This is a genomic window from Wolbachia endosymbiont of Laodelphax striatellus (genome assembly GCF_007115015.1).
In the GTDB taxonomy this organism is placed as follows: domain Bacteria; phylum Pseudomonadota; class Alphaproteobacteria; order Rickettsiales; family Anaplasmataceae; genus Wolbachia.
Map to the genome: position 1 here is coordinate 239,139 of NZ_MUIX01000001.1, position 20,195 is coordinate 259,333.

General features: G+C 35.1%; 22 protein-coding genes and 5 pseudogenes. 1 reads left to right on the plus strand and 26 read right to left on the minus strand.

Annotated elements, in window-relative coordinates:
• Positions 1–61 precede the first annotated feature (61 nt).
• The 22 genes and pseudogenes from BVG17_RS01080 to BVG17_RS01190 form a co-directional block, all read right to left on the minus strand.
• Complete coding sequence (locus BVG17_RS01080) at positions 62–1,222, minus strand: phage tail protein (RefSeq protein ID WP_143688788.1); 1,161 nt, start codon at positions 1,220–1,222, stop codon at positions 62–64.
• Complete coding sequence (locus tag BVG17_RS01085; protein WP_143688789.1) at positions 1,222–2,013, minus strand: baseplate assembly protein; 792 nt, start codon at positions 2,011–2,013, stop codon at positions 1,222–1,224. The genes BVG17_RS01080 and BVG17_RS01085 overlap by 1 nt, the downstream gene beginning before the upstream one ends.
• 2 nt (positions 2,014–2,015) lie before the next feature.
• Positions 2,016–2,252 (minus strand): annotated as a pseudogene (locus tag BVG17_RS01090) (GPW/gp25 family protein); the annotation flags it as partial.
• Positions 2,253–2,477: 225 nt separating this feature from the next.
• Positions 2,478–3,425, minus strand: a complete 948-nt coding sequence (locus BVG17_RS01095; RefSeq protein ID WP_063630491.1) for an IS110 family RNA-guided transposase — start codon at positions 3,423–3,425, stop codon at positions 2,478–2,480.
• Between the two features lie 222 nt (positions 3,426–3,647).
• Positions 3,648–3,752: pseudogene (locus tag BVG17_RS01100) on the minus strand (GPW/gp25 family protein); the annotation flags it as partial.
• A 7-nt stretch (positions 3,753–3,759) separates the two neighbouring features.
• A complete protein-coding gene (locus BVG17_RS01105) occupies positions 3,760–4,851 on the minus strand; it encodes a PDDEXK nuclease domain-containing protein (protein WP_143688791.1) in 1,092 nt (363 codons plus the stop codon).
• The gene (locus BVG17_RS01110) at positions 4,835–5,089 is read right to left on the minus strand and encodes a PAAR domain-containing protein (protein ID WP_063630987.1); all 255 of its coding nucleotides are present in this window, start codon (positions 5,087–5,089) and stop codon (positions 4,835–4,837) included. The genes BVG17_RS01105 and BVG17_RS01110 overlap by 17 nt, the downstream gene beginning before the upstream one ends.
• Complete coding sequence (locus BVG17_RS01115; RefSeq protein WP_143688792.1) at positions 5,089–5,553, minus strand: phage baseplate assembly protein V; 465 nt, start codon at positions 5,551–5,553, stop codon at positions 5,089–5,091. Before BVG17_RS01115 ends, BVG17_RS01110 begins: the two co-directional genes overlap by 1 nt.
• Positions 5,540–6,016: a hypothetical protein gene (locus BVG17_RS01120; RefSeq protein ID WP_143688793.1), complete on the minus strand. Its 477-nt coding sequence runs from the start codon at positions 6,014–6,016 to the stop codon at positions 5,540–5,542. Before BVG17_RS01120 ends, BVG17_RS01115 begins: the two co-directional genes overlap by 14 nt.
• Positions 6,013–6,534, minus strand: coding sequence for a phage tail protein (locus tag BVG17_RS01125; RefSeq protein ID WP_143688794.1), 522 nt, complete (start codon positions 6,532–6,534; stop codon positions 6,013–6,015). Before BVG17_RS01125 ends, BVG17_RS01120 begins: the two co-directional genes overlap by 4 nt.
• On the minus strand, positions 6,527–6,835 hold the full coding sequence (locus tag BVG17_RS01130) for a head-tail joining protein (protein ID WP_143688795.1): 309 nt from the start codon (positions 6,833–6,835) through the stop codon (positions 6,527–6,529). Before BVG17_RS01130 ends, BVG17_RS01125 begins: the two co-directional genes overlap by 8 nt.
• A pseudogene (locus tag BVG17_RS01135) lies at positions 6,835–7,473 on the minus strand (major capsid protein); the annotation flags it as partial. The pseudogene BVG17_RS01135 and the gene BVG17_RS01130, both read right to left, overlap by 1 nt.
• Before the next feature lie 42 nt (positions 7,474–7,515).
• Positions 7,516–8,661: pseudogene (locus tag BVG17_RS01140) on the minus strand (IS3 family transposase).
• A gap of 265 nt (positions 8,662–8,926) precedes the next feature.
• Positions 8,927–11,242, minus strand: coding sequence for a phage tail tape measure protein (locus BVG17_RS01150; RefSeq protein ID WP_143688796.1), 2,316 nt, complete (start codon positions 11,240–11,242; stop codon positions 8,927–8,929).
• 109 nt (positions 11,243–11,351) lie between these two features.
• Positions 11,352–11,609, minus strand: a complete 258-nt coding sequence (locus tag BVG17_RS01155; RefSeq protein ID WP_143688797.1) for a phage tail assembly protein — start codon at positions 11,607–11,609, stop codon at positions 11,352–11,354.
• An 89-nt stretch (positions 11,610–11,698) separates the two neighbouring features.
• Positions 11,699–11,872, minus strand: coding sequence for a type II toxin-antitoxin system RelE family toxin (locus tag BVG17_RS09395; RefSeq protein WP_241654113.1), 174 nt, complete (start codon positions 11,870–11,872; stop codon positions 11,699–11,701).
• Between the two features lie 91 nt (positions 11,873–11,963).
• Entirely contained in the window at positions 11,964–12,164 is a 201-nt protein-coding gene (locus BVG17_RS01165; protein WP_007303020.1) for a hypothetical protein, read from the minus strand.
• Between the two features lie 61 nt (positions 12,165–12,225).
• Positions 12,226–12,732 (minus strand): phage major tail tube protein, encoded by a 507-nt coding sequence (locus BVG17_RS01170; protein WP_143688799.1) that lies wholly within the window; start codon positions 12,730–12,732, stop codon positions 12,226–12,228.
• A 17-nt stretch (positions 12,733–12,749) separates the two neighbouring features.
• The gene (locus BVG17_RS01175; protein ID WP_143688801.1) at positions 12,750–13,934 is read right to left on the minus strand and encodes a phage tail sheath subtilisin-like domain-containing protein; all 1,185 of its coding nucleotides are present in this window, start codon (positions 13,932–13,934) and stop codon (positions 12,750–12,752) included.
• Positions 13,935–13,967: 33 nt separating this feature from the next.
• Positions 13,968–14,531 (minus strand): hypothetical protein, encoded by a 564-nt coding sequence (locus BVG17_RS01180; RefSeq protein ID WP_143688803.1) that lies wholly within the window; start codon positions 14,529–14,531, stop codon positions 13,968–13,970.
• Positions 14,532–14,537: 6 nt separating this feature from the next.
• Positions 14,538–15,809: a hypothetical protein gene (locus BVG17_RS01185; RefSeq protein ID WP_143688805.1), complete on the minus strand. Its 1,272-nt coding sequence runs from the start codon at positions 15,807–15,809 to the stop codon at positions 14,538–14,540.
• Positions 15,806–16,006 carry a hypothetical protein gene (locus BVG17_RS01190; RefSeq protein ID WP_143688807.1) on the minus strand — a complete coding sequence of 67 codons (201 nt, stop codon included), beginning with the start codon at positions 16,004–16,006 and terminating at the stop codon, positions 15,806–15,808. Before BVG17_RS01190 ends, BVG17_RS01185 begins: the two co-directional genes overlap by 4 nt.
• Positions 16,007–16,137: 131 nt before the next feature.
• Here BVG17_RS01190 and BVG17_RS09155 point away from each other — a divergent pair.
• Positions 16,138–17,283 (plus strand): annotated as a pseudogene (locus BVG17_RS09155) (IS3 family transposase).
• Here the strand turns inward: BVG17_RS09155 and BVG17_RS01205 are convergent.
• From BVG17_RS01205 to BVG17_RS09930, 4 genes are all read right to left on the minus strand, one after another.
• Entirely contained in the window at positions 17,278–17,439 is a 162-nt protein-coding gene (locus tag BVG17_RS01205; RefSeq protein ID WP_241654114.1) for a hypothetical protein, read from the minus strand. The pseudogene BVG17_RS09155 and the gene BVG17_RS01205 overlap by 6 nt on opposite strands.
• Positions 17,440–17,464: 25 nt before the next feature.
• Positions 17,465–18,385 carry a WO male-killing family protein Wmk gene (wmk, locus tag BVG17_RS01210; protein WP_143688810.1) on the minus strand — a complete coding sequence of 307 codons (921 nt, stop codon included), beginning with the start codon at positions 18,383–18,385 and terminating at the stop codon, positions 17,465–17,467.
• Between the two features lie 106 nt (positions 18,386–18,491).
• Entirely contained in the window at positions 18,492–19,763 is a 1,272-nt protein-coding gene (gene ltrA / locus BVG17_RS01215; RefSeq protein ID WP_143688811.1) for a group II intron reverse transcriptase/maturase, read from the minus strand.
• A 43-nt stretch (positions 19,764–19,806) separates the two neighbouring features.
• The gene (locus tag BVG17_RS09930; RefSeq protein WP_255446080.1) at positions 19,807–19,929 is read right to left on the minus strand and encodes a hypothetical protein; all 123 of its coding nucleotides are present in this window, start codon (positions 19,927–19,929) and stop codon (positions 19,807–19,809) included.
• Positions 19,930–20,195: the final 266 nt, after the last annotated feature.

Here is a 20,195-nt window from a genome sequence, read left to right on the forward strand (position 1 = left end):
TTTTATTTCATACACTTTTACCTATTATTAATATAATATATGAGGATCTAAATATGAGTACTTAACTTATTATAGATATAACTTGACTACTTTTCCAACTTCTGTGCAAATGTCGATGTTCATGCCACTTCAGTACTCCTGGGTAAAATACTAAAATGTAATTTTCTAATTCGTGTGTTGAGTCTTTTTGCTCTGAATCCAAATCATTTTTATAGTAAACGTTGTGTTCTGCTAAAACATATTTTCTGACCTTCTGATCTGTATAATTTTCTACTTTGTAACGATGGATAATGCTGAATCTTTCTAAAATTGGCTTGTGTTTTAGATTCCAATGTTGCCCTGAAAGTTTATCGCTTCCTAATACAAATTTATTTCCTCTTTCTTCTACGCTACTAACTGGAAAGCACGCATTTGTTTCTCCTAAGTTCCAACTGTCCGATAATACTATCTGCGCTTTAGCAAATTTAATCGATGGTAATAAGCTTTGAGTTAGAGGATACAGGGCTTTTAAGTTATACCACTGATGACTTCTTTCATAAATGCCTTGGTAATCCTTTATGTGAGGCTCTGTTTCTCCAAGTACTGCTACATCTAATCGATATATGTCATTACTAAATGCTTGCTCATAATGAATCCGAAAAGTGCTAAACTTAAAATTTGGATTTAAGCTTTTTAGCTCAAATGTGTTCTTTCTACCAAATGACAGTACTGGTCCATCTTTTTCAACTTTTCTACCTGAATAGTCTGACAATAAGCTGCCGAATAAACTTTCATCTAAAATAAACCTATCAACGTTATAGTGATCATTGAAAATCCTCATTAGTCGAGATCTTACGGGCAATGATAGCTTTGCTAGCTCTACTACTGCATCTACAAAAAAGTCATTTGGAACATCTTTTATACCTATCTGCAGCTCAAAAAAGTGTTTACCGGGTGGTTCTTCGATGATTGTAATGTCTTCTATATTTGCCCACTTGAGTGCTATTTTAAGTGATTTAGGTGTTCCTCGCAGTCTTTGAAATTTTACTCCTTCTACTACGGCTTTTCTTTTATCCCTTATCCAACGTAGAATTTCCCCCAATTCATATTCCTCAATTAGCCAAGGTAATATTCTTTCTTCTAATCTAAATTTAAACCCTCTTATACAGCTTGGATCTACTTTATAATCTATCGCATCTACTAGCGCTTTTTCCTGTTTTGTTGCATTTGGTGGCAGTAACATTAATTCAACTCAATCTTTAAATTTCGCAAATTTGCACACTCGTTACCTAGCACCACAATATCCTCTCTTGGCTCGATTAATTCTACGTTTTCTACACCATCTACAAATAGATTCGCTATTATCCAAGATCTTGTTACACTCCACCCTAATCTTTTTGCTAATTCAAATTTCTCAATAAACTGCTTCTTGATTTCCTCCTTCGATATTACAGGACTTATGCTCATTCTGCTGTGAATATCTATTTCCATAATATTGCAGCCAATTACTGTTACTGTATCGGTTAAAATCCTTATATCATCTCTAGTAACCTGCTTTCTTACAATTTCAAGTAGTTCTTCTGACGCTGTGGATAACTTTGTTGATAAGATTGAAATTTGTACTTTCCCTGGTATAGGTGATTCTACTAATGCATCTTTTACTCTACTATCTGCTGACAGTGCATGATACCTATAATACTCCTTGCTCCCACATGTGCTCCAACCTATTATCTTGGCTTTAATTCTTTTTCTAAATCGTTCGTCATCTTCTTCTTTCTGCCTCTCTACTCCATAAAACTCAGCCAAATTATCAAGATCTTCTCCCCTTGCAAATTTCAGTAAATTACCCTTTACAGCTTCGTTTATCCTTTGTCTGAGCAAAAGCTCTCTCCACGCTGCTACTTCCAGAACCTTCATTGCTGGATCGGATTCTACTAATGCTGAAAAGGTTTCATCTCTACAGACTAACTCTTCCTTCATTCTCGAAAATATTTCCTCGAAATTTGGCTTTTCTACAATATTTAGCTGCTGCATCTTTACACTACAATTCCTTCAAGATGAATGTCTTTCCCGTTTGGCAAGTATAATCCTTCTAGGTCAAGTATTACCTTTCCCTCCTTTACTTCTTTCATTTTTACTTTTTCCAGTTTAAACCTCTTTTCCCATTTCCCTAAAGCTTCTGCTACTGCTGAATAGATTTCCAAAGTTAAATCCCTATCTATTGGCTTATCTACTAATTCAAATAGTCTTGAACCATAATCTCTCCTCATCAACTATGTTTTTTAAAATTTTTTGAATTTAGTCTTATTACAACTCTTATTTATAGTTTTGTATTCTTATTCAATTGAAAAACGTATTTTTGGCAATAAAAACCCTAGTTCATTACAGAAAGAAATTTATATCAAACAACTACCACTGCTTAGATCTTATGATTAATGAATATGTGCTTTAAATTTGTGTGGCGCGCATATTCATTAACCTATTTTCTTATGCAGATTTTAAAAATTTGCGTTAATTGCTTCTTTAAGCCTTGCATTAGCAATCACTATAATTTTGCGCATTAGAGCTGTTATGACTACCATCTTCTTTTTACCTCTACCAATGAGAGCAGAATAAAAAGCACCAAGTGCAGATTTAGTCCTTGAAGCAGCCATCGCAGATGTAAAAAGCTTTTCACGAACGTTCCTTCTGCCACCACTTATTCTGCGATAACCAATAGCTTTACCACTTTCTTTTGGATGCGGGGCAACTCCAGCAAGACTAGCAACTTCTTGCCTGCTTAAGTAGCCAAGTTCTGGCATCAAGCATACAAAATCTTGTGATAACTTTTTACCTATTCCTGGTACTGTTCTTATGATTTTTTGGCGCTTTTTTAACTCTGGATTCTCATCGATAATTTTTTGTATGGCATCATTAAGCTCATCTATTTGACTGTTAAAAAAGTCAATAGTTTTTTGGCAACTTTCTTTTATATAGTCGTTTTCAGGTGCTTTCAGTCTACATTTCTCTTGAGCTCTTATTTGTGTAAGGTCATCACGACGTTGACAAAGTGCAGCTAAGGCTGTTTGTTCTTTTGACATAGGCACAAATAGAGATAGAGTACTATAACGCTCAAATCCATATTGAGCAAGGGCTCTTGCATCTGATTGATCAGACTTTGCTAAAATTCCATGAGATAAGGTAAAGCTTTTTACTTTGCGAGTATTAGCTCGATGTACAGCAACATTCTTATCAACCAGAAAGTGTGCTAAGCCAAGCTCATATTTTCCTGTATTTTCCAAAGTTACAAAAGAATTAGGTAGAATATTTGAAAAATTTTGAAACAATTGTTGCCAACCAGCAGCATTATTATCAAACTTGATAGTGTTCTTTTGGTTGTGAACTGCAGCAACATTTTTAAATTTTCCGATATCAATGCCAATAAAATTTTGATAAGATGTAATCATAATAACCTCGATTAGTTTTAGTTAATTTAAGATTGTAAACGGGTGCATATGTATGTCCCACACAACTATTCAAACGTATCGAGAGATAGGGCTAGTGTACCTTGATGAGCACGGTTGTATAGCCATTATTCTAGCGGTCGCACACGCCCGTGATAACTCCATTCCTATAGTGAGTGGAGTTATCTTCCCTCTTATCTCCTTTATATCATATTTTTAACTTACAATTATTCTACTGTTAATAGGAGTGGTCAGTATATCAATTATCGACTGCTTTAAGTGCTCTATTCCTTCTAACGTCTTTCCTGTTTTAGCATCCATTCCTCTCATATATTTTTCATGGCTCTGACTTAATACTTGCATGTTTTTCACGTGCTATAGAAATAGCCTTTCTCAACTTCTTTTCAAGAATTTCTTTAGAAGGAAGCTGTGTTAAATACTGTGCAACATGAATATTAGAGCCTTCGAGTTCAAGATATTCTATATCCTCTTGATCCTTATCAGCACATAAAATAATCCCTAACGGTTTTTCTTCACCTGCTTTTCGTTCATTTTTATCTAACCAATTTAAATACCATTCCATCTGTCCTTTATAAGCTGGTTCAAAACGGCCTATTTTTAGCTCTATTGCTATAAGGCGTTTTAATCCTCTGTGAAAAAATAGCAGGTCCAAATACCTGTCAGTTGTTTTAGTACTCATCCTTTTTTGACGTGTTACAAAACAAAAATCACTCCCAAACTCTTGTAAAAATTTTGTCAATTCATCCAAGATTGTATTTTCTAGATCAGTCTCACTATAACTTGATGGCAATTCCATGAAGCTAAGGAAGTATGGGTCATGAAAAATGAATTCTGGTGCTAACATATTTTCTTCACGTAAATTTTTTATACTCCTTCTTATGAAATCTTCAGGTTTTTTTGCTAGTGCTGTACGTTCATACAACATAGTATCGATTTTACTACGTAGTGCCCTAACACTCCACCTTTCAATACGACACATTTCTATATAATAATTACGCTTCAGCTCATCAGAAATTGCAATAATTTCTACAAAATGTGACCAACTCAATTGTTGTGACAGTGTCGCGACAATCTCTTGATCAGGAAAGAATTTAGAAAATTGCACCATACGAAATAATGACGCTCTATCAAACCCACGTCCATATTTAATCTGAAGTTCTTTTGCAAGTTGGGAGATGATTTGCTTCCCATAATCTGCGCGTTTGTGCTTTAGAATATCTTGGTCAATTCTGGAGCCAATTTGCCAGTTTAGCAATACTAGAGTAGAGTTGAATTGAACAGAAAGATGATTCTTTGCTCTATCTATTAAATTACTAACGTCTCCTAATAGGCTAGTAGTTATATCCATGTTCATAACCTTACTTTTTGTAAGTATAACAGATGGTTTATTTTTATCCTGAAAAAACATTATTACTACCACTCATTACTTTAGAACCACAAGATATTGAATCTCCAACTCTTCCTATACCATACCCATTTGTAAACACTGTTTTTGACCCTTCAGTTAATACTCTACTTTCTGTAAAATTATCTCCTTTTCGGCAAACTGGTTTACCATTCACAAAAACATTATTACTGCCGCTAATGCAAAAATGTGGTGTTGCTTCTGCACAATGATCTCCTACTCGCACAACCGATTTATTCATCAATTAAGGTTTATTTTATCTGCCTTCAATTTTATTCCACTTTTTGTCATTTCTATACTCGATTCTCCAGCTTTCAGTGTTATTTTATCTACTACTTCAATCTCTAAATGATGTTTATCTTTATCGTATGACAACTTTGTTCCATCTTGAAATGTTAAGCTACTCACCTCTTTTTTATTCTCTGATGCAGGGTATTTTTCCTGGTATATCCCTCCTAACACCACTCCTAACGATAATTCGCCAAGAGGAGAAAATATCATAACCTGTTCACCGATATCTGGTGGAGACCAATCTCTATCTTTTCCTGCTTTGCTCGTTATCCATGGTAAATAATCTGTTAAAAATTCTCCTATTTTAACTCTTACTTTTGCTTTTTCATAATCTATTTCTTTTACAACTCCTATACGAACAATGTTGGCCATTTTCCTCTGTAGTTCCGAAATTGCAAAATTATTTTCTAACATTTATTTCACCGATTTCTATTTTGTGTGGCATAAATTTTCCTTCTTTCCAAATAGATCGCCCTACGTGTATTGTATGCACCCATTCAACCATCCACACGAGATATGCATCTAATTCTGGCCTAAAATCATCTCCTCCTCCTGATATAAATTCTCCTGGTGAAACATTTTTCACGTTCCAAGTATTTTTATTTACTACTTTCGCAACCTCAGCAGCTAATGTTCTGACAATAATAGCTGCATTTTCTATTGTGCTATCAATCACAATTCGTGCTTCAAATCTTGCTTTCAGTGCTAATTCTTCTGTTCCTGGATCTTTTCCCGATTCTAAACTCACAAGCTCTACAAATAACGCTGGCGCTAATAATTCTTTTCTTATCGATGGATAAATTTCACAAGTTTGAATTGCTGGTATTTCTCTCTTCAGCGTAGTGCAGATTGCGTTATGCAAATCTTTGAAATTCATACACTTTCTGTAATATAACTTAATTCACGTTCAAAAAATTTTGTAAATACTTCCTCAACCTCATAATTAACAAGATTTCCTATTATCCTTGAAGCCTCAGGTTCGAGTGGCAACTTAACTTCCTTTATTGGTAATGCTGCTCTTCCTTCACGTTTAAAAATACCGCTATTTCCTTTTGGCATAACTGCTGCAAATCCTCCTATAAACTCATGCTTTCCTACTTTCGATCCTCTTCTTGTTTTTTGTATTTTGCCAATTGTCGATGCTCTAATGTCATAGAGATTTGCTCTAATTAACACGTCTAATCTGCTAGTTTTCGCCTTAAAAATTCTTAATCTCTTTCTTATCAAACTTAGTTTTATTCTCTTTTCCTCACTGATTTCCTTAGCTACTTTTGATTTTAGCCATATTGCTGTTTTGTTCAGCGCTTTTATAGCTGCCAGTTTTATTTTCTGCTCTTTTCTGTCAATATTGGAGATTATTTCATTAATATTGTTACCAGTTTTAATATCAAACACTTTCTATTGCCTTAATTTTTAATATTTTACCTGAAGAATCTTTCAATGGTTGTTCAAAAATCTTGTAGAACCTTTTTTCAATCTTGATATAATCACCTATGCTAAAGGAAGTAACGTCCTGATCACGTATTTCTACAGCAATTTGCTGAGTTAATGCTCCACCTGCACCTAAAGAGTACGTAGTCTCAGGACATTTAATTAGCACTTTTATTTTACGAATGCCCTCCTTATTTTTATTACAATATGTGGCTTCCACTCCTAAATGCTCAAAACAATCTTCCAATAATTTTCCTATATTCATCAACTAGAACTAATTTTTACCAAAACGGCCGGACGATGGCACATTGGCAATGGATTCGACTGCCTATGCAAATCAGTTCCTCTATCAAATCTTCTTGGCTCTTGTTTTGCATAGAGTGGCTGTCCAAGAGTATTTACTGTCTCATTAAAATCTGCTGGTGCAAAATATGTTGTAAATGTGCTTGCTGTTCCTAGTGGAAAACAGTGCCCTGTATCTTTCTCAATAAATCTTCTCACAGTTCCTTCAGGGTCAGTTGCTTGTCCTCTATATTCCTCAAACGTTATGCCACAGAACGTAAATCCTGATCTCATATCATTTCGAAGTGCTGCTCCTTCTTGCCATCTCTCATATGCTTCTTTTACTTTAGCATGAGAAGTTAGTGTATCAAAAAACTCAGGGCTTACCAAGGCATGAACTCCTGTCATATATTCACCACTTAGATTATCTTCTATGTGCCGGAGTACTTCCAAACACTTACGCTTGACATCTGTTGTCGCTGTTCCTAGTGCAAAATTTACTACTTTTGGCGTGATTTCAAATTCGTTGTACAGATTTAGTAATTCTGACCCATCAGCATCTAAAATTATTCCTTTCAGCGCTCCCATACGCAAATGCTCCAACGTTATTGCATGTTTATGACCTTACCCAGAAAAAGTAGACAGAAAGTTAAGACGTTTTTGCTATGAGAATGATGAATCAAAAAGCTCAGGAATGCAATAGTTAATAGTAGAATGTCTACGCTGTTTATTATAAAAAATTTCTATATATTCAAATATTGCGGTTTTAGCTTGTTGTACAGAGTGTTGTGAAGTATCAATGAGTAACTCTCTCTTAAGTGAACTAAAAAAGCTCTCTGAAACAGCATTATCATAACAACAACCTTTGTGACTCATACTAGAAGTAATATTTTTTGTACTTAGTAAAAATTGATAATTTTTAGAGGTGTATTGCGATCCTTGATCGCTATGAAATAGTAGATTTTTAGGAGATTTGCGCCTACCAATAGCCATGAATAACGCATCTATAACTAATTGCCTATTTACTGCATTACTCATTGACCACCCAATCACCATGCGTGAATATAAATCTATTATTGCTGCCAAATATAACCATCCTTCATTAGTTTTTATGTACGTAATATCAGTTACCCATATCTTGTTAGGTTGATCAGCGATGAAATTCTGATTTAATATGTTAGGAGTTATAACTCTATTGTCTATTTGTGGTTTTTTACTTTTAAACTTTCGTCTAAGCTTAGCTTGAATGCCATTTTTCTGCATAATATTTTGCACTGTTTTGATGTTATAATTTTTACCTAAAGCCTTTAATTCAGCGTGAATTTTAGGAGCTCCGTATCTGCATTGTGATGATCGATATACCTTCTGAATATCTTGTATGAGCTCTTCTCTTATTGATTTTTTGTTGTTTTTTTCCTTAGTAATCCATTTATAATAACCACAAGCAGATACGTTCAAAAATCTGCATAATTCCCGTATTTTATAGCAGTTTTCATGTTCTTTTATAAAAGAATATTTTACTCTTTTTGGTTTGCAAAATATCCCAGGGCTTTTTTTAAAATGTCTCTTTCCCTCGTTACTCTTGCCAGCTCTTTCTTTAAATCAAACTTTTCTTTGTCACAATGAGCTACTTTCCCCTTTCCTGGAAACGCATCTACTCCAGACATTCTATCATTGTATGTTTTTACCCATCTGCTTACCGCTAATACCCAAATCTCTTGCTATTTTTGCTGATGATTGACCTGTTTCTTTTACTAGTCTTATAGCTTCAATTTTGAATTCTGCTGTATATTCTTTTCTTTTTGTCATACCACACCTCTTTGAAAAAACGTTTTATTTTACTTCAAAAACGTCTTAACTTTCTGTCTACTTTTTCTGGGTAAGGTCAAGGGAACTCTTTTCTCTTGGACAGATTTTATATCTAAGATAACACCCAGAGTTCTTCCCTTCTCCACCTAATGCTTAAGCTTAAAACATTAGATGCTTTTTTCAAGATACAAGATAACATCCAGAATTCTTCCCTTCTCCACCTAATGCTTAAGCTTAAAACATTAGATGCTTTTTCAAGATAGCATCAATAAAATGTCTCTACCGTATCAAATAAAACATCACGTGACTTGTCTCTTATCCTTTTTATTACTTCATCTGCAAGACTACGAACATCTTGGTTAGGTTCTGCTTTAATGCTGATAGTGTAATTATTAGTGATGTTCTGAGTTTTATTTTGTTCTTTATTTTCAAACTTACTCTTTGCAAAATCTGCAAATATCTTATCATTACCGCTCTCTGTAAACTTTTTCTCCTCAATAAGGCTTTTGACTCTGAAGCTATTCTGATTTTTCTTGGAAATTTCTTTAATTATACTGTTGCTGAACAAAGAATTTCCATTGCTGAGAGTGTTGCTTTTCAGGGGGGTATGTACTGCTTTTATTTCAGTAACGATACTTCTTCTTTTTTCAAATTCTTTCAGTGCGGCAACCTTTCCAAATATGCTACCAACAGTATTTCCTATCCATGAAAAAGCTTCTCCTATGGGTTTTATTATCGATTCTATATATTCCCAAAAGCTAGAGAAAAAGTCTTTCACCTTTTGCCAGTTAGTCACAACAAGAGCTGCACCAGCAACAAGACTTGCTATTAAAAATCCAATCGGGTTACTCATTACAGCAAGTGTTACTGCTCTTAGTCCTGTTATTACTGCAGGAAAAACTGTAGCTGATAAAAATGAAAATGTTGCAATTATTTTTGCTCTTAAACCGAGAACTGTACTTGCTAAAAAAGTAAACCCATAACCTAAGCCCACTACTAAGATTTTCAAACTTATTAAAGCTGCTATAGTTCCTATGATTGCTGTAGTTAAGGTTGGATATTTTTCTGCAAATAAGGCTATGCTCCTAGTTTTTTCTTGTAAAAATTCAGCTATAAATTTTAAAGTAGGCAGCATCACCGAGCCCAGGTTCATACCAACTTCAGCTATTGCATTTCGAAGGAGTCTTAATTTATTGGCTGTAGTGTCTGCACGATTTTTGAATTCTTTTTGCAGAGAGCTTCCGTACTTTTCTGTATTAGCCAATAACTTTATTGCATCCTCATACTTATTAAAACTTCCAGCTAATAATGCAATATCATCTTGATATTCCTGACCGAAAAGTTTCATAAGGATTGTAGAACGTTCCTGATTATCCATTTTCTTTAGAGTTTGAAAAAAGTGAAGTAGTGTTTCTTCTCCGCTTTCACTGATCCTTTGTACCATTTCTTCCGCGGTTATGCCCATTTCTTCTAGTGCTGCTTTGAATTCTTTTCCTTGACCTTCAGCAGTTTGAAGTTTGCTAAGCAGTGCATTTATAGCAGTTGCAGCTTTTGCTGGTTGTTTACCTAAACTAATAAAAGCATTTACTAAGCTGCTGGTTTGTTCAAACTTTAATCCAAACTGCTTTGCAGTACCACCAACTATTGCTAGAGCTTCAACCATATCTTTTGCTTTAGCAGCAGTGTTATCTGATAAGTGGTTGATTACATTACCAACATGCTCCATTTCACTAACATCAATTCCATAAACGTTAGAAAGTTTAGCTATGGAATCGCCTGCTTGCTCTGCAGACATATCAAATGCTGTAGACATTTTTGCTACTGTTTCTGTAAACTTAAAAAGATCTTCTTTCTTGATACCAAGTTGACCACCGCTTGCAGCTATTTGTGCTAATTCTGCAGCTGATAATGGTATAGTACGTGACATCTCTTTTAACTTTTTGGCAAATTTATCAGCTTCCTTTACCTTTTCGTCAAAATCAACTACTTTTGTAACATCAGCCATAGCACTTTCAAAGTCAATCGCAACTTTAATTGGAGCTGCAAGCGAAAGACCTAGTCCAACAGTTTCTATAATTTGTGACTTAAAATGTGCTTTGCTTGCTAAAAAACTTTGGTGACTACGTATTGTAGACCCAAGTTTACCATACTTACCTTTTAGCGCTTCAACAGATGAACCAAGTTTATATTGGTCACTTACTAATGACTTAATATTTCTTCCACTTTTTCTTACTTCCTCATTGAATGAATGCAAAGCATCTCTCTTCCTTAAGTATGCCTCTTTTGCTTTTGTTGCAGAAAATTTAGCTTTATCAAACTCAGCTTTTAAAGTTTTGCTCGGTTTCTCTATTGCCTTCATTTGTTTAGCTAAAGATTTTACTTGATCTTCAAAGCCTTTCCATGACCTCTTGCTAGTCAAAACATCATGACCTAACTGCTTAAACTTTGATACTGATTTTAAAGATGAATCAAGCTTTCTTATATTCTCACCAAGACGGGTAAGTTGACTACTGCTTCCCTTTATTACAGTACTGAAACTGCCATCTAGGACTGCTCCAATTTTTATAGATAACGTTGACATTGTACCTTCCTCGCTGCTTCATTCCATAGGATAAATTCATTAATTTCCATTTCAAGTATTTGCTCAACCCCGCCCCCTACAACAGAGCTGAACATTAATACTTCTGACCTCAAGTTTTTTGGATAATCGGTGAAAAAAAATCCTTTAATACCTCTTGTACTTTTACGTAATCAGCAATATCTAACTCTTCAATCGCTTCTTTTGCAACTGATGTCAAATTTGCAGTCAAAGTTACTTCCTTATTTAGGTCACTACCATTAATGCGTTCTATTGCCAAATAGTCTCTAACTTTTGGACGTCTAATGGTAAGTTCTGAAACAGAAATTCCATCAACTGTTATTGGGTTATTAAGTGTTATAGCTTGCATGTTCCTCCTTAAAAATTAATTAAATAAAAGTCTATATCGGCTTTTACATAACTAATTTCTTTGTTATAACCATGGTGCTATAAATAGGGTTAGCTTTGATAAGAATCTTTCCTATGTTCAATTGAAGTAATAACTACTGTATGCTCTGGCGCATCTATGTAATAAAGTATACGGTAGGTACTTACACGTAGACTACGTTGCCCGCTTAAGTTGTGCTTTAATGGCTTTCCAAGTCCAATTGGATCAGCTGTTAGACGCTCCATTATTGCCTTCTTAATCATTAACTTTACTTTTGCTGGAAGAGCCGGAATGTCTTTCTTTATAACAGATTCTGAATAGTCTATATTGTAAGGCTTAATCCCAGAAGGCATCTTGATGTTTAACCCTCTTTTCTTTATAGCGTTCGTCAGCAATCTTAGATAATTCCATATCTTCAATTTCTTCTTCCATTAATTCAGTTAATAACTTTAAAACGGACTTGTCTTGAGATTGTGCTACACTAACAAGTAAACCAGTTAGCTGCTCTATGGAATTTGTATGAGCTTTAGAATCCATATTAACTATATACCTACAACTTCTTATATTTTAACATTTTTATGTAATTTTGTCAACCATATTAGATCCCTAGAATCGTTTGCAGAAAGGCCATTTGATCAACGCCATTTATCTTTCTAATCATATTTTCAGCGTCGATCTCTATCAGTTCATTACCACCTATCGTAAGTTTATAATAATGGGCAGCTACAGTGCATTTGAGAGTGGCTTTTTCAGCAGGTTTCCAGCTACCAAAATCAAATTCTTTGAATATTCCCCTGAGATTGATTACTACAGCTTCAATATCGTTACTACCACTCCCTTGCATTCCACCTCTGAGTGTCAAAGCTACTGAATTCCCATCTATCAAACCGAAAAGCCTAAAGAGCTCAGAGTCATATTCAGAAAAAGTGAGCTCTGCTTCTAATTTCTCCATGCCCATGTCAATGCTGACTGGTATATCCATTCCACCTGCGCGATATTCTTCAGTTTTTATCGCAAGTTTTGGTAGGCTAATTTCATCGATACGACCAGCATAACCTCGACCATCAACGAATACGTTAAAATTCTTTAGGATCTTTGGTAACATCTCTCTTTCTCTCCTTTTTACAATATTACGCCACTCACAAGGTGTGACCTGAAAGTAACCTGTTCTGCCGGATATGGTGGTGTAAACTCAAAGTCAAAGTATACTTTTCCACTTGCAATGTTTGTTGGTGTATTGAGTTCTGGTGTTGCATAACATTTTCCGCTAATAATAGCTCCTTGTGCTTTTAAATTGGCCAAATAAGAATTCACCCCCTCAATCACATCATCTATATAAGTTTTGGTAATATTGCGATCAACTGCCCATAGATGAGCTCGCAGCAGACTATCGTTGATTAAATCTGCAGTTCTTCTCACTGATAGAAAAGCCCATTTTGAATCATCTGAACATGTTCTATTTCCCCAAAGCCTATAGCCATTTTGATGAATTATCGTTGTTACTTCATTTTCATTTAAGTGGTTTGCTCTGCAATTTGTATTACCGAGCGTAAAATCAATAGGCCTGCTTGTTCCAACAATACCGTTTATTTCTTTATTTGAAGGTGAGTGCCAGAAGCCTTGCTCGCTGTCTATCTTAGCTATTAAACCAGCTACAAATGGGCTTACTGGCAAAATTTCTTCTTTTCCTTCAATAAATACCTTAACCCAAGGATCAACTACGTACACTCTTGAGCTGCCTACACTTTTTCTCCATTTTATTGCTTCTTCATCATTAGTATTTGGTCCGTCTGCAACAATAATTGCTCTTAATTTTTCTGCTATGGAAATTAAAGCACTCACTACTGGATTTACTCCATCTATTTCAGGTAACTGATGAGTAAACTGAGGTGCAATTAATATTCTTGGAGCAACATGAATTATACTTTCACTGCTGAGGAATGCCTCTATCCCTTGATACTCTCCAGTCTCTTTATCAACACCGCCAATTATACTCTTCAGCGTCTCTTCTTCTTTTTGTTTTGGATCGCTGTTTTCACTTTCTTTAACTCGAATAACCACTACTGTTGCACCAATTTGTGTAAAGATAGAGCTTACTGCTTGTGGAAGGGTACCTGTTTTACCAAGCTTCGCAGCCTCTTTTAAGCTTCCTGCAATTAACACTGGCTTATTCAGTGGAAATTTTTGCCCATCTGCTTCAGGAGCAGTACCAATTACACCTATCACTGATGATTTAGCTGTACGTACTGTCTTTGCTCCTGAGGTTACCTCAATAACATTTACTCCGTGTAAAAATTCTTCTGGCATTTTTTTCCTTGCACGCTGATTTTTGAAAAGAATTTAAGTTTCTAGGTTTTGCATTTTTTGTTTACAATCATCTAGCAAAGTTTGCAGTTCTTCTTCACTTTTAGCTTCTTCAATTTTCCTCTTCGCCATGTCTTCCAACTCCTCGCATTTCACTATCGCTTTTACTGCTTTTTTCACTTTTTCCTCGATTATCCTTGCCATTTCAATAACCGTAATACCACGGACTTTTGCTAAAGGCTCTATAATTTCTTTATCCTTTTCATTCATAGATTCTGGTGCTGCTAGAATGCTTTTTGCGGCTTTCGCTTGTATCGCATACGACTTAGACTTCTGGTGAGAATGTCCTGTGTATTGGTTAGTATAGTTATCATAATAAGCACGAAGATTAGAAAGTGCAGAAAATTTCGCATTTTGCAATAACTCCAATTCAATATCTTCTTGATTCCGCTGAGCAATTTTGCCTCCTTCTGTTAAACAATAGCTTTTTTGCCAATCAAAATCTTTTGGCGCTTCATACCAATTTTTACCTTTTGGCTTGCTTCCAAGTATTGTTGTTTCTACTTGTTTATCATTTTCAAATCTAATGTAGATAGACATTGTTTGTTACCTCCAAATCTCATGCGTGTTAGATAATCCAGGACATTGCCAAGCTTTTAGAGTTCTTTCCACATCTATCTCAAGCCCTGTAGTTAAAAAATTGCTCCGAAAGTTATAAATACTCCACCTCATAAACCAACTGTAATGGTGATAATCAGATGTGTAAAAATATGGCGATGCGTAAAATAAAATTGCTACTGTCTTATTTGCTGGCACAGTAATATTATTTGAACTACTAAATACTGCAGAATTAGTTGAGTAGTTGTAAATATTTGTCCAAGTTATTCCTGAGATTGCCGATTTATTAGTATTAACGTGACTAGGTGTTCCTACGAATAACCCTGCTCCTTCATATCCTGAACTCCAACGTGATGAACCACTAAAATGAAGCGTTCGTGTTTTATCGCTGTTTGTAGTGTTTTTCACAAATATTACTCCAAGTAGTGCATATGGGTAACTGTATTGATCTGAGCTGTGACTACGACGTAAAAATGCTTTTCTGTACAGAAATTTACCGTTACTTCCTTGTAAGAAGTACAACTGTGGTGGATGATAAAAACTAGAATACGTACAATCATAAGTATTACTACCTGCAAGGAGCTGCAGCATATAGTCGGTTTTTGCTGTATCTTTATACCACTGCCCTAATTCTGTTTTGAAATAGCCATTATCATCAGACCAACCATAGTCATTATATCGATTAAGAATGCCAAACAGAAAAGGTAATGATTCAGGTTCAACCATATTGCGCTTTCTTATCTCTTTTATAATTGATGACCCATTTGGTACATCATTAATCGAGTTAAATTTAGTTGTAAGGGTTTTTAATTGGTCTTCTCTAGTTTTTATTTCTTTCATAATTGATGAACCAGTTGGTATATCGCTTATGGCTTTAAGGCTATTTAATGTGTTTCTTATGCTATTTAAGTCTCCGGCATTATTGATGGTGGCAACATGTGAATCTTTTCTGCTATCAAGTAGTGATAAGTTTGTAATTCCTTTTTCATCTATTTTCTTTAACGACTTTCCTTCTAATTCAGAGATTGCCGCTAATGCATTGTTTTTACTACTATCTAATTTATTTAAATGACTTGTGCTACTGTCAAGAAGCTCTTTTAATTTTGCATCAGTCATCTGTACAATATCAAGTACTGTACTTTGCCCAGCAATAGACTCTAGAGATTTTGCGAGATAGGCGAGTTGATCAGGGGTAGCATTTACAGATAGATCTTTCAGTCTCTGATGCAATGCATAAACTACTTCTTTGGCAATTGTCATTCATTACCCCACAAATTTAAAAAAGATTCAAAGCTAAATCTTTCAAAATTACTTTTAAGTTGATTATGTTTATCTTCTCTTTCGGTAATATCTTCATCTATTTTTTCTATAGCTTTTCGAATACGTACTACATCTTCCACTGCAATATTTTCTGGATGTGGCAATGGATATCCTCGTTTGGTTTGATCAAAAGTCATTTAAATTTTATGTTACTATTACTCTGAGATTTTTGACTTTAGGACGATAGACTGACCTTACCCAGAAAAAGTAGACAGAAAGTTAAGACGTTTTTGAAGTAAAATAAAACGTTTTTTCAAAGAGGTGTGGTATGACAAAAAGAAAAGAATATACAGCAGAATTCAAAATTGAAGCTATAAGACTAGTAAAAGAAACAGGTCAATCATCAGCAAAAATAGCAAGAGATTTGGGTATTAGCGGTAGGCAGATGGGTAAAAACATACAATGATAGAATGTCTGGAGTAGATGCGTTTCCAGGAAAGGGGAAAGTAGCTCATTGTGACAAAGAAAAGTTTGATTTAAAGAAAGAGCTGGCAAGAGTAACGAGGGAAAGAGACATTTTAAAAAAAGCCCTGGGATATTTTGCAAACCAAAAAGAGTAAAATATTCTTTTATAAAAGAACATGAAAACTGCTATAAAATACGGGAATTATGCAGATTTTTGAACGTATCTGCTTGTGGTTATTATAAATGGATTACTAAGGAAAAAAACAACAAAAAATCAATAAGAGAAGAGCTCATACAAGATATTCAGAAGGTATATCGATCATCACAATGCAGATACGGAGCTCCTAAAATTCACGCTGAATTAAAGGCTTTAGGTAAAAATTATAACATCAAAACAGTGCAAAATATTATGCAGAAAAATGGCATTCAAGCTAAGCTTAGACGAAAGTTTAAAAGTAAAAAACCACAAATAGACAATAGAGTTATAACTCCTAACATATTAAATCAGAATTTCATCGCTGATCAACCTAACAAGATATGGGTAACTGATATTACGTACATAAAAACTAATGAAGGATGGTTATATTTGGCAGCAATAATAGATTTATATTCACGCATGGTGATTGGGTGGTCAATGAGTAATGCAGTAAATAGGCAATTAGTTATAGATGCGTTATTCATGGCTATTGGTAGGCGCAAATCTCCTAAAAATCTACTATTTCATAGCGATCAAGGATCGCAATACACCTCTAAAAATTATCAATTTTTACTAAGTACAAAAAATATTACTTCTAGTATGAGTCACAAAGGTTGTTGTTATGATAATGCTGTTTCAGAGAGCTTTTTTAGTTCACTTAAGAGAGAGTTACTCATTGATACTTCACAACACTCTGTACAACAAGCTAAAACCGCAATATTTGAATATATAGAAATTTTTTATAATAAACAGCGTAGACATTCTACTATTAACTATTGCATTCCTGAGCTTTTTGATTCATCATTCTCATAGCAAAAACGTCTTAACTTTCTGTCTACTTTTTCTGGGTAAGGTCACTATTTTACTTGCTAATTCTATTTGAGTATGCCCTCGCATTAACCTGCTATTTTCCATTTTTTGCCCTATTTTGTAACTTATAGGACTAACATCTCTTACAGAAACAAACATATATACCTTATTTAGAAATAAATTTTCATCCAATTTGATCAGCAGATAAACCAACTATTTGCAAAATAATATCAATAGAAATTCCCCCTTTTACTAAATTCTTTGCAACTTTGATCCTTTCTGCCTCTCTCACTTTCTCCTCACAAATCCGTATCCCCTCAAACAAAGATTTTATTAATGCATTACGTAGTTCTTGGCTTTCAATTTCTTTGTATTCTTTAATCAAATCCTGTAGCTCATTTTCCACTTTACTACCTTCATCTTTCTCTATTAGTAGATCTGTAATATTAATCGATAACGCTTCTGCCATTTCATATAATTTATCAAGTGGAACAGCGGTCCTTCCTTGTTCATAGTTGCTTACTTCGTCACGGGTTGTACTCATTTTCTCTCCTAAATCTTTTTGGGTATACTCTCTCATTAGCCTCCATTCTTTTATCTTCTTTCCTATTTTGTAGTAGATAGAACCAACTTTTTCTTCAACACATTCATTAGCAGAAAGGCCAATTGTTTTTGCAACAATATCAACAGAAACTCCTGCTTTAACCAAACCCTTTGCAATTTTTATTTTTTCCGATTTTTTACTACTTTTCTCACTAACTTTGACAAATTTGGTTAGTAAACAAAACATCCTACGTAACTCCTGATCATTGATCTTTTTATATTCTCTTACTAGATTTAATATTTCTCCTTCCTCATTTTTAAAGCCGATTTTCTCCTTTGATGCAGGAATGAGATCGGTAATACTTACTGACAATGCATCTGCTATAGCGTACAGCCTTTCGATTGAAATTCTACGGTTCCCTTTTTCATATTGCAGTATTACCCAGTACTTTACACCAAGTTTCTCTGCTAAATCTTTCTGAGTGTACCCTCGCTCTAACCTCCAATTTTTTACTTTTTGCCCTACCTCACAGTCTAGACTTTTTTTCATACAAAGAACCATACATATAATATTTTCTACTATAGCTCAAAGGCTCCAGATATAATAGCGGAGAGTAGACCAGTGGAACTTCCCCTACCAGTCTCTCGCAGAACTGTACATAAACCTCTCAGCTTATACAGCTCCCATTATTTAGCCTTTTTGACCCTAAACCTAGTGTCCAATGATAGAAAATATTTGGAGACCTATCTCTCACCTTTCCTAGAAATTGTCTTGCTAGTCTTCCGTGACTCCTGAGTCTCTTATATTTCCTTTTGACCCACTTTTCTAGATGCCGCTCTACATTCTTTAGAGATTTGTAGACCTCAGTTCTGTAAAATTTGCCATAGTACTGATACCAGCCTCTGACTATTGGATTTACTTTTCCTGATATCTCCTCTAATGTTATATGCGTATTTCGTAGCATTTTCCATGATCTTATGGTTGTAGTAATCTTTTTCTTGGCCTTGTTGCTAATTGCTGGGAGAAATGAAACAAAATGCTTCCCTATTTTATTTCTTGCTAACCTGGGTCTGAATGTGTAACCCAGAAAATCAAAACTTTGTTTAGGAAATTCATCTCTCCTATTGTCATCCTTACAGTACACTATCTGTGTCTTTTTAGGATGTAATTTCAACCTATACTCAGCCAATCTCTCTTCGATCATTACTTTCACAAATCCTGTCTGTTTCTCTGTTCTGCAGTGCACTATCGCATCGTCCACATATCTCTCAAATGGTACCGTCGGATAGTTCTTTTTCATCCATATATCAAACACATGATGCATGAATATATTAGAGATGATTGGGCTAACTGAACCTCCTTGCGGAACTCCTTTATCCCTAACTACTTTACTGCCATCTGCAAGTTGTATAGGGGATTTCATCCACCTTTCAACATATAGTATGACCCATTTGCAGTCTGTGTGTTTCTTGATAGCTTGCAAAACTAATTCGTGATCCAGATTGTCGAAGAACCCTGATATATCAAGGTCTACCACCCAATCGTACTTCCAGCATCTCTTACGCGCTGTATCTACCGCATCCAATGCTGATTTATTCGATCTATAACCATATGAATCCTCATGGAATTTTGGCTCCACTAACGGTTCGAGATACATTGTTGCTGCTGTTTGCGCTATCCTATCTGATACTGAAGGAACACATAAAATTCTTTGTCCTCCTCCCATATCTTTCGGTATTGCTACAGCTTTTACAGGCTCTGGAAAATAACTTCCGGATGACATACGATTCCATAGTTTGTATAGATTATCTTTTAGATTTTCCTCAAACTTTGTTATCGAAACCCCATCTACACCAGCAGCACCTCTATTTTTCGATACTTGTTTATAAGCTCTCCAAATAAGTTTCTTTGGTATATCACAAGACTTTGTTTTATTCATTAACTCCTCCCTTTCGGTTGATAAATAACTAAAACTAAATAACTCAGCTCCTTCGCTCCATTTCCATTACAGAAACTTCTTCACTACTACGAGCTGATCCGCCCCTGTTTTCCGCATCGGTACTCTCATCCTCAGAGATCAGCTCCTTGGATTTCTCCCTTATCATCGAAACGACAGGTTCCCGCAGTTCCACGCAATAGCCCAAAATAGATTCATGCCACCTCTATGCCGGACGCCATCTATCCAGTAAACAAGCTCCCGATAGATTTATCCCAGGTTAAGTCTAACCCCTGGTTTTGACATCATCCAATTCCTTTCGACACTTTATCAGTGGTTCATTTTCATTCATCTCTCTATTTTACACATGACGCATATTTGCGCCTTTTCCATAACGCTCACTACCTTAGCTTTTTACCAAAGCAGCTTATGGTT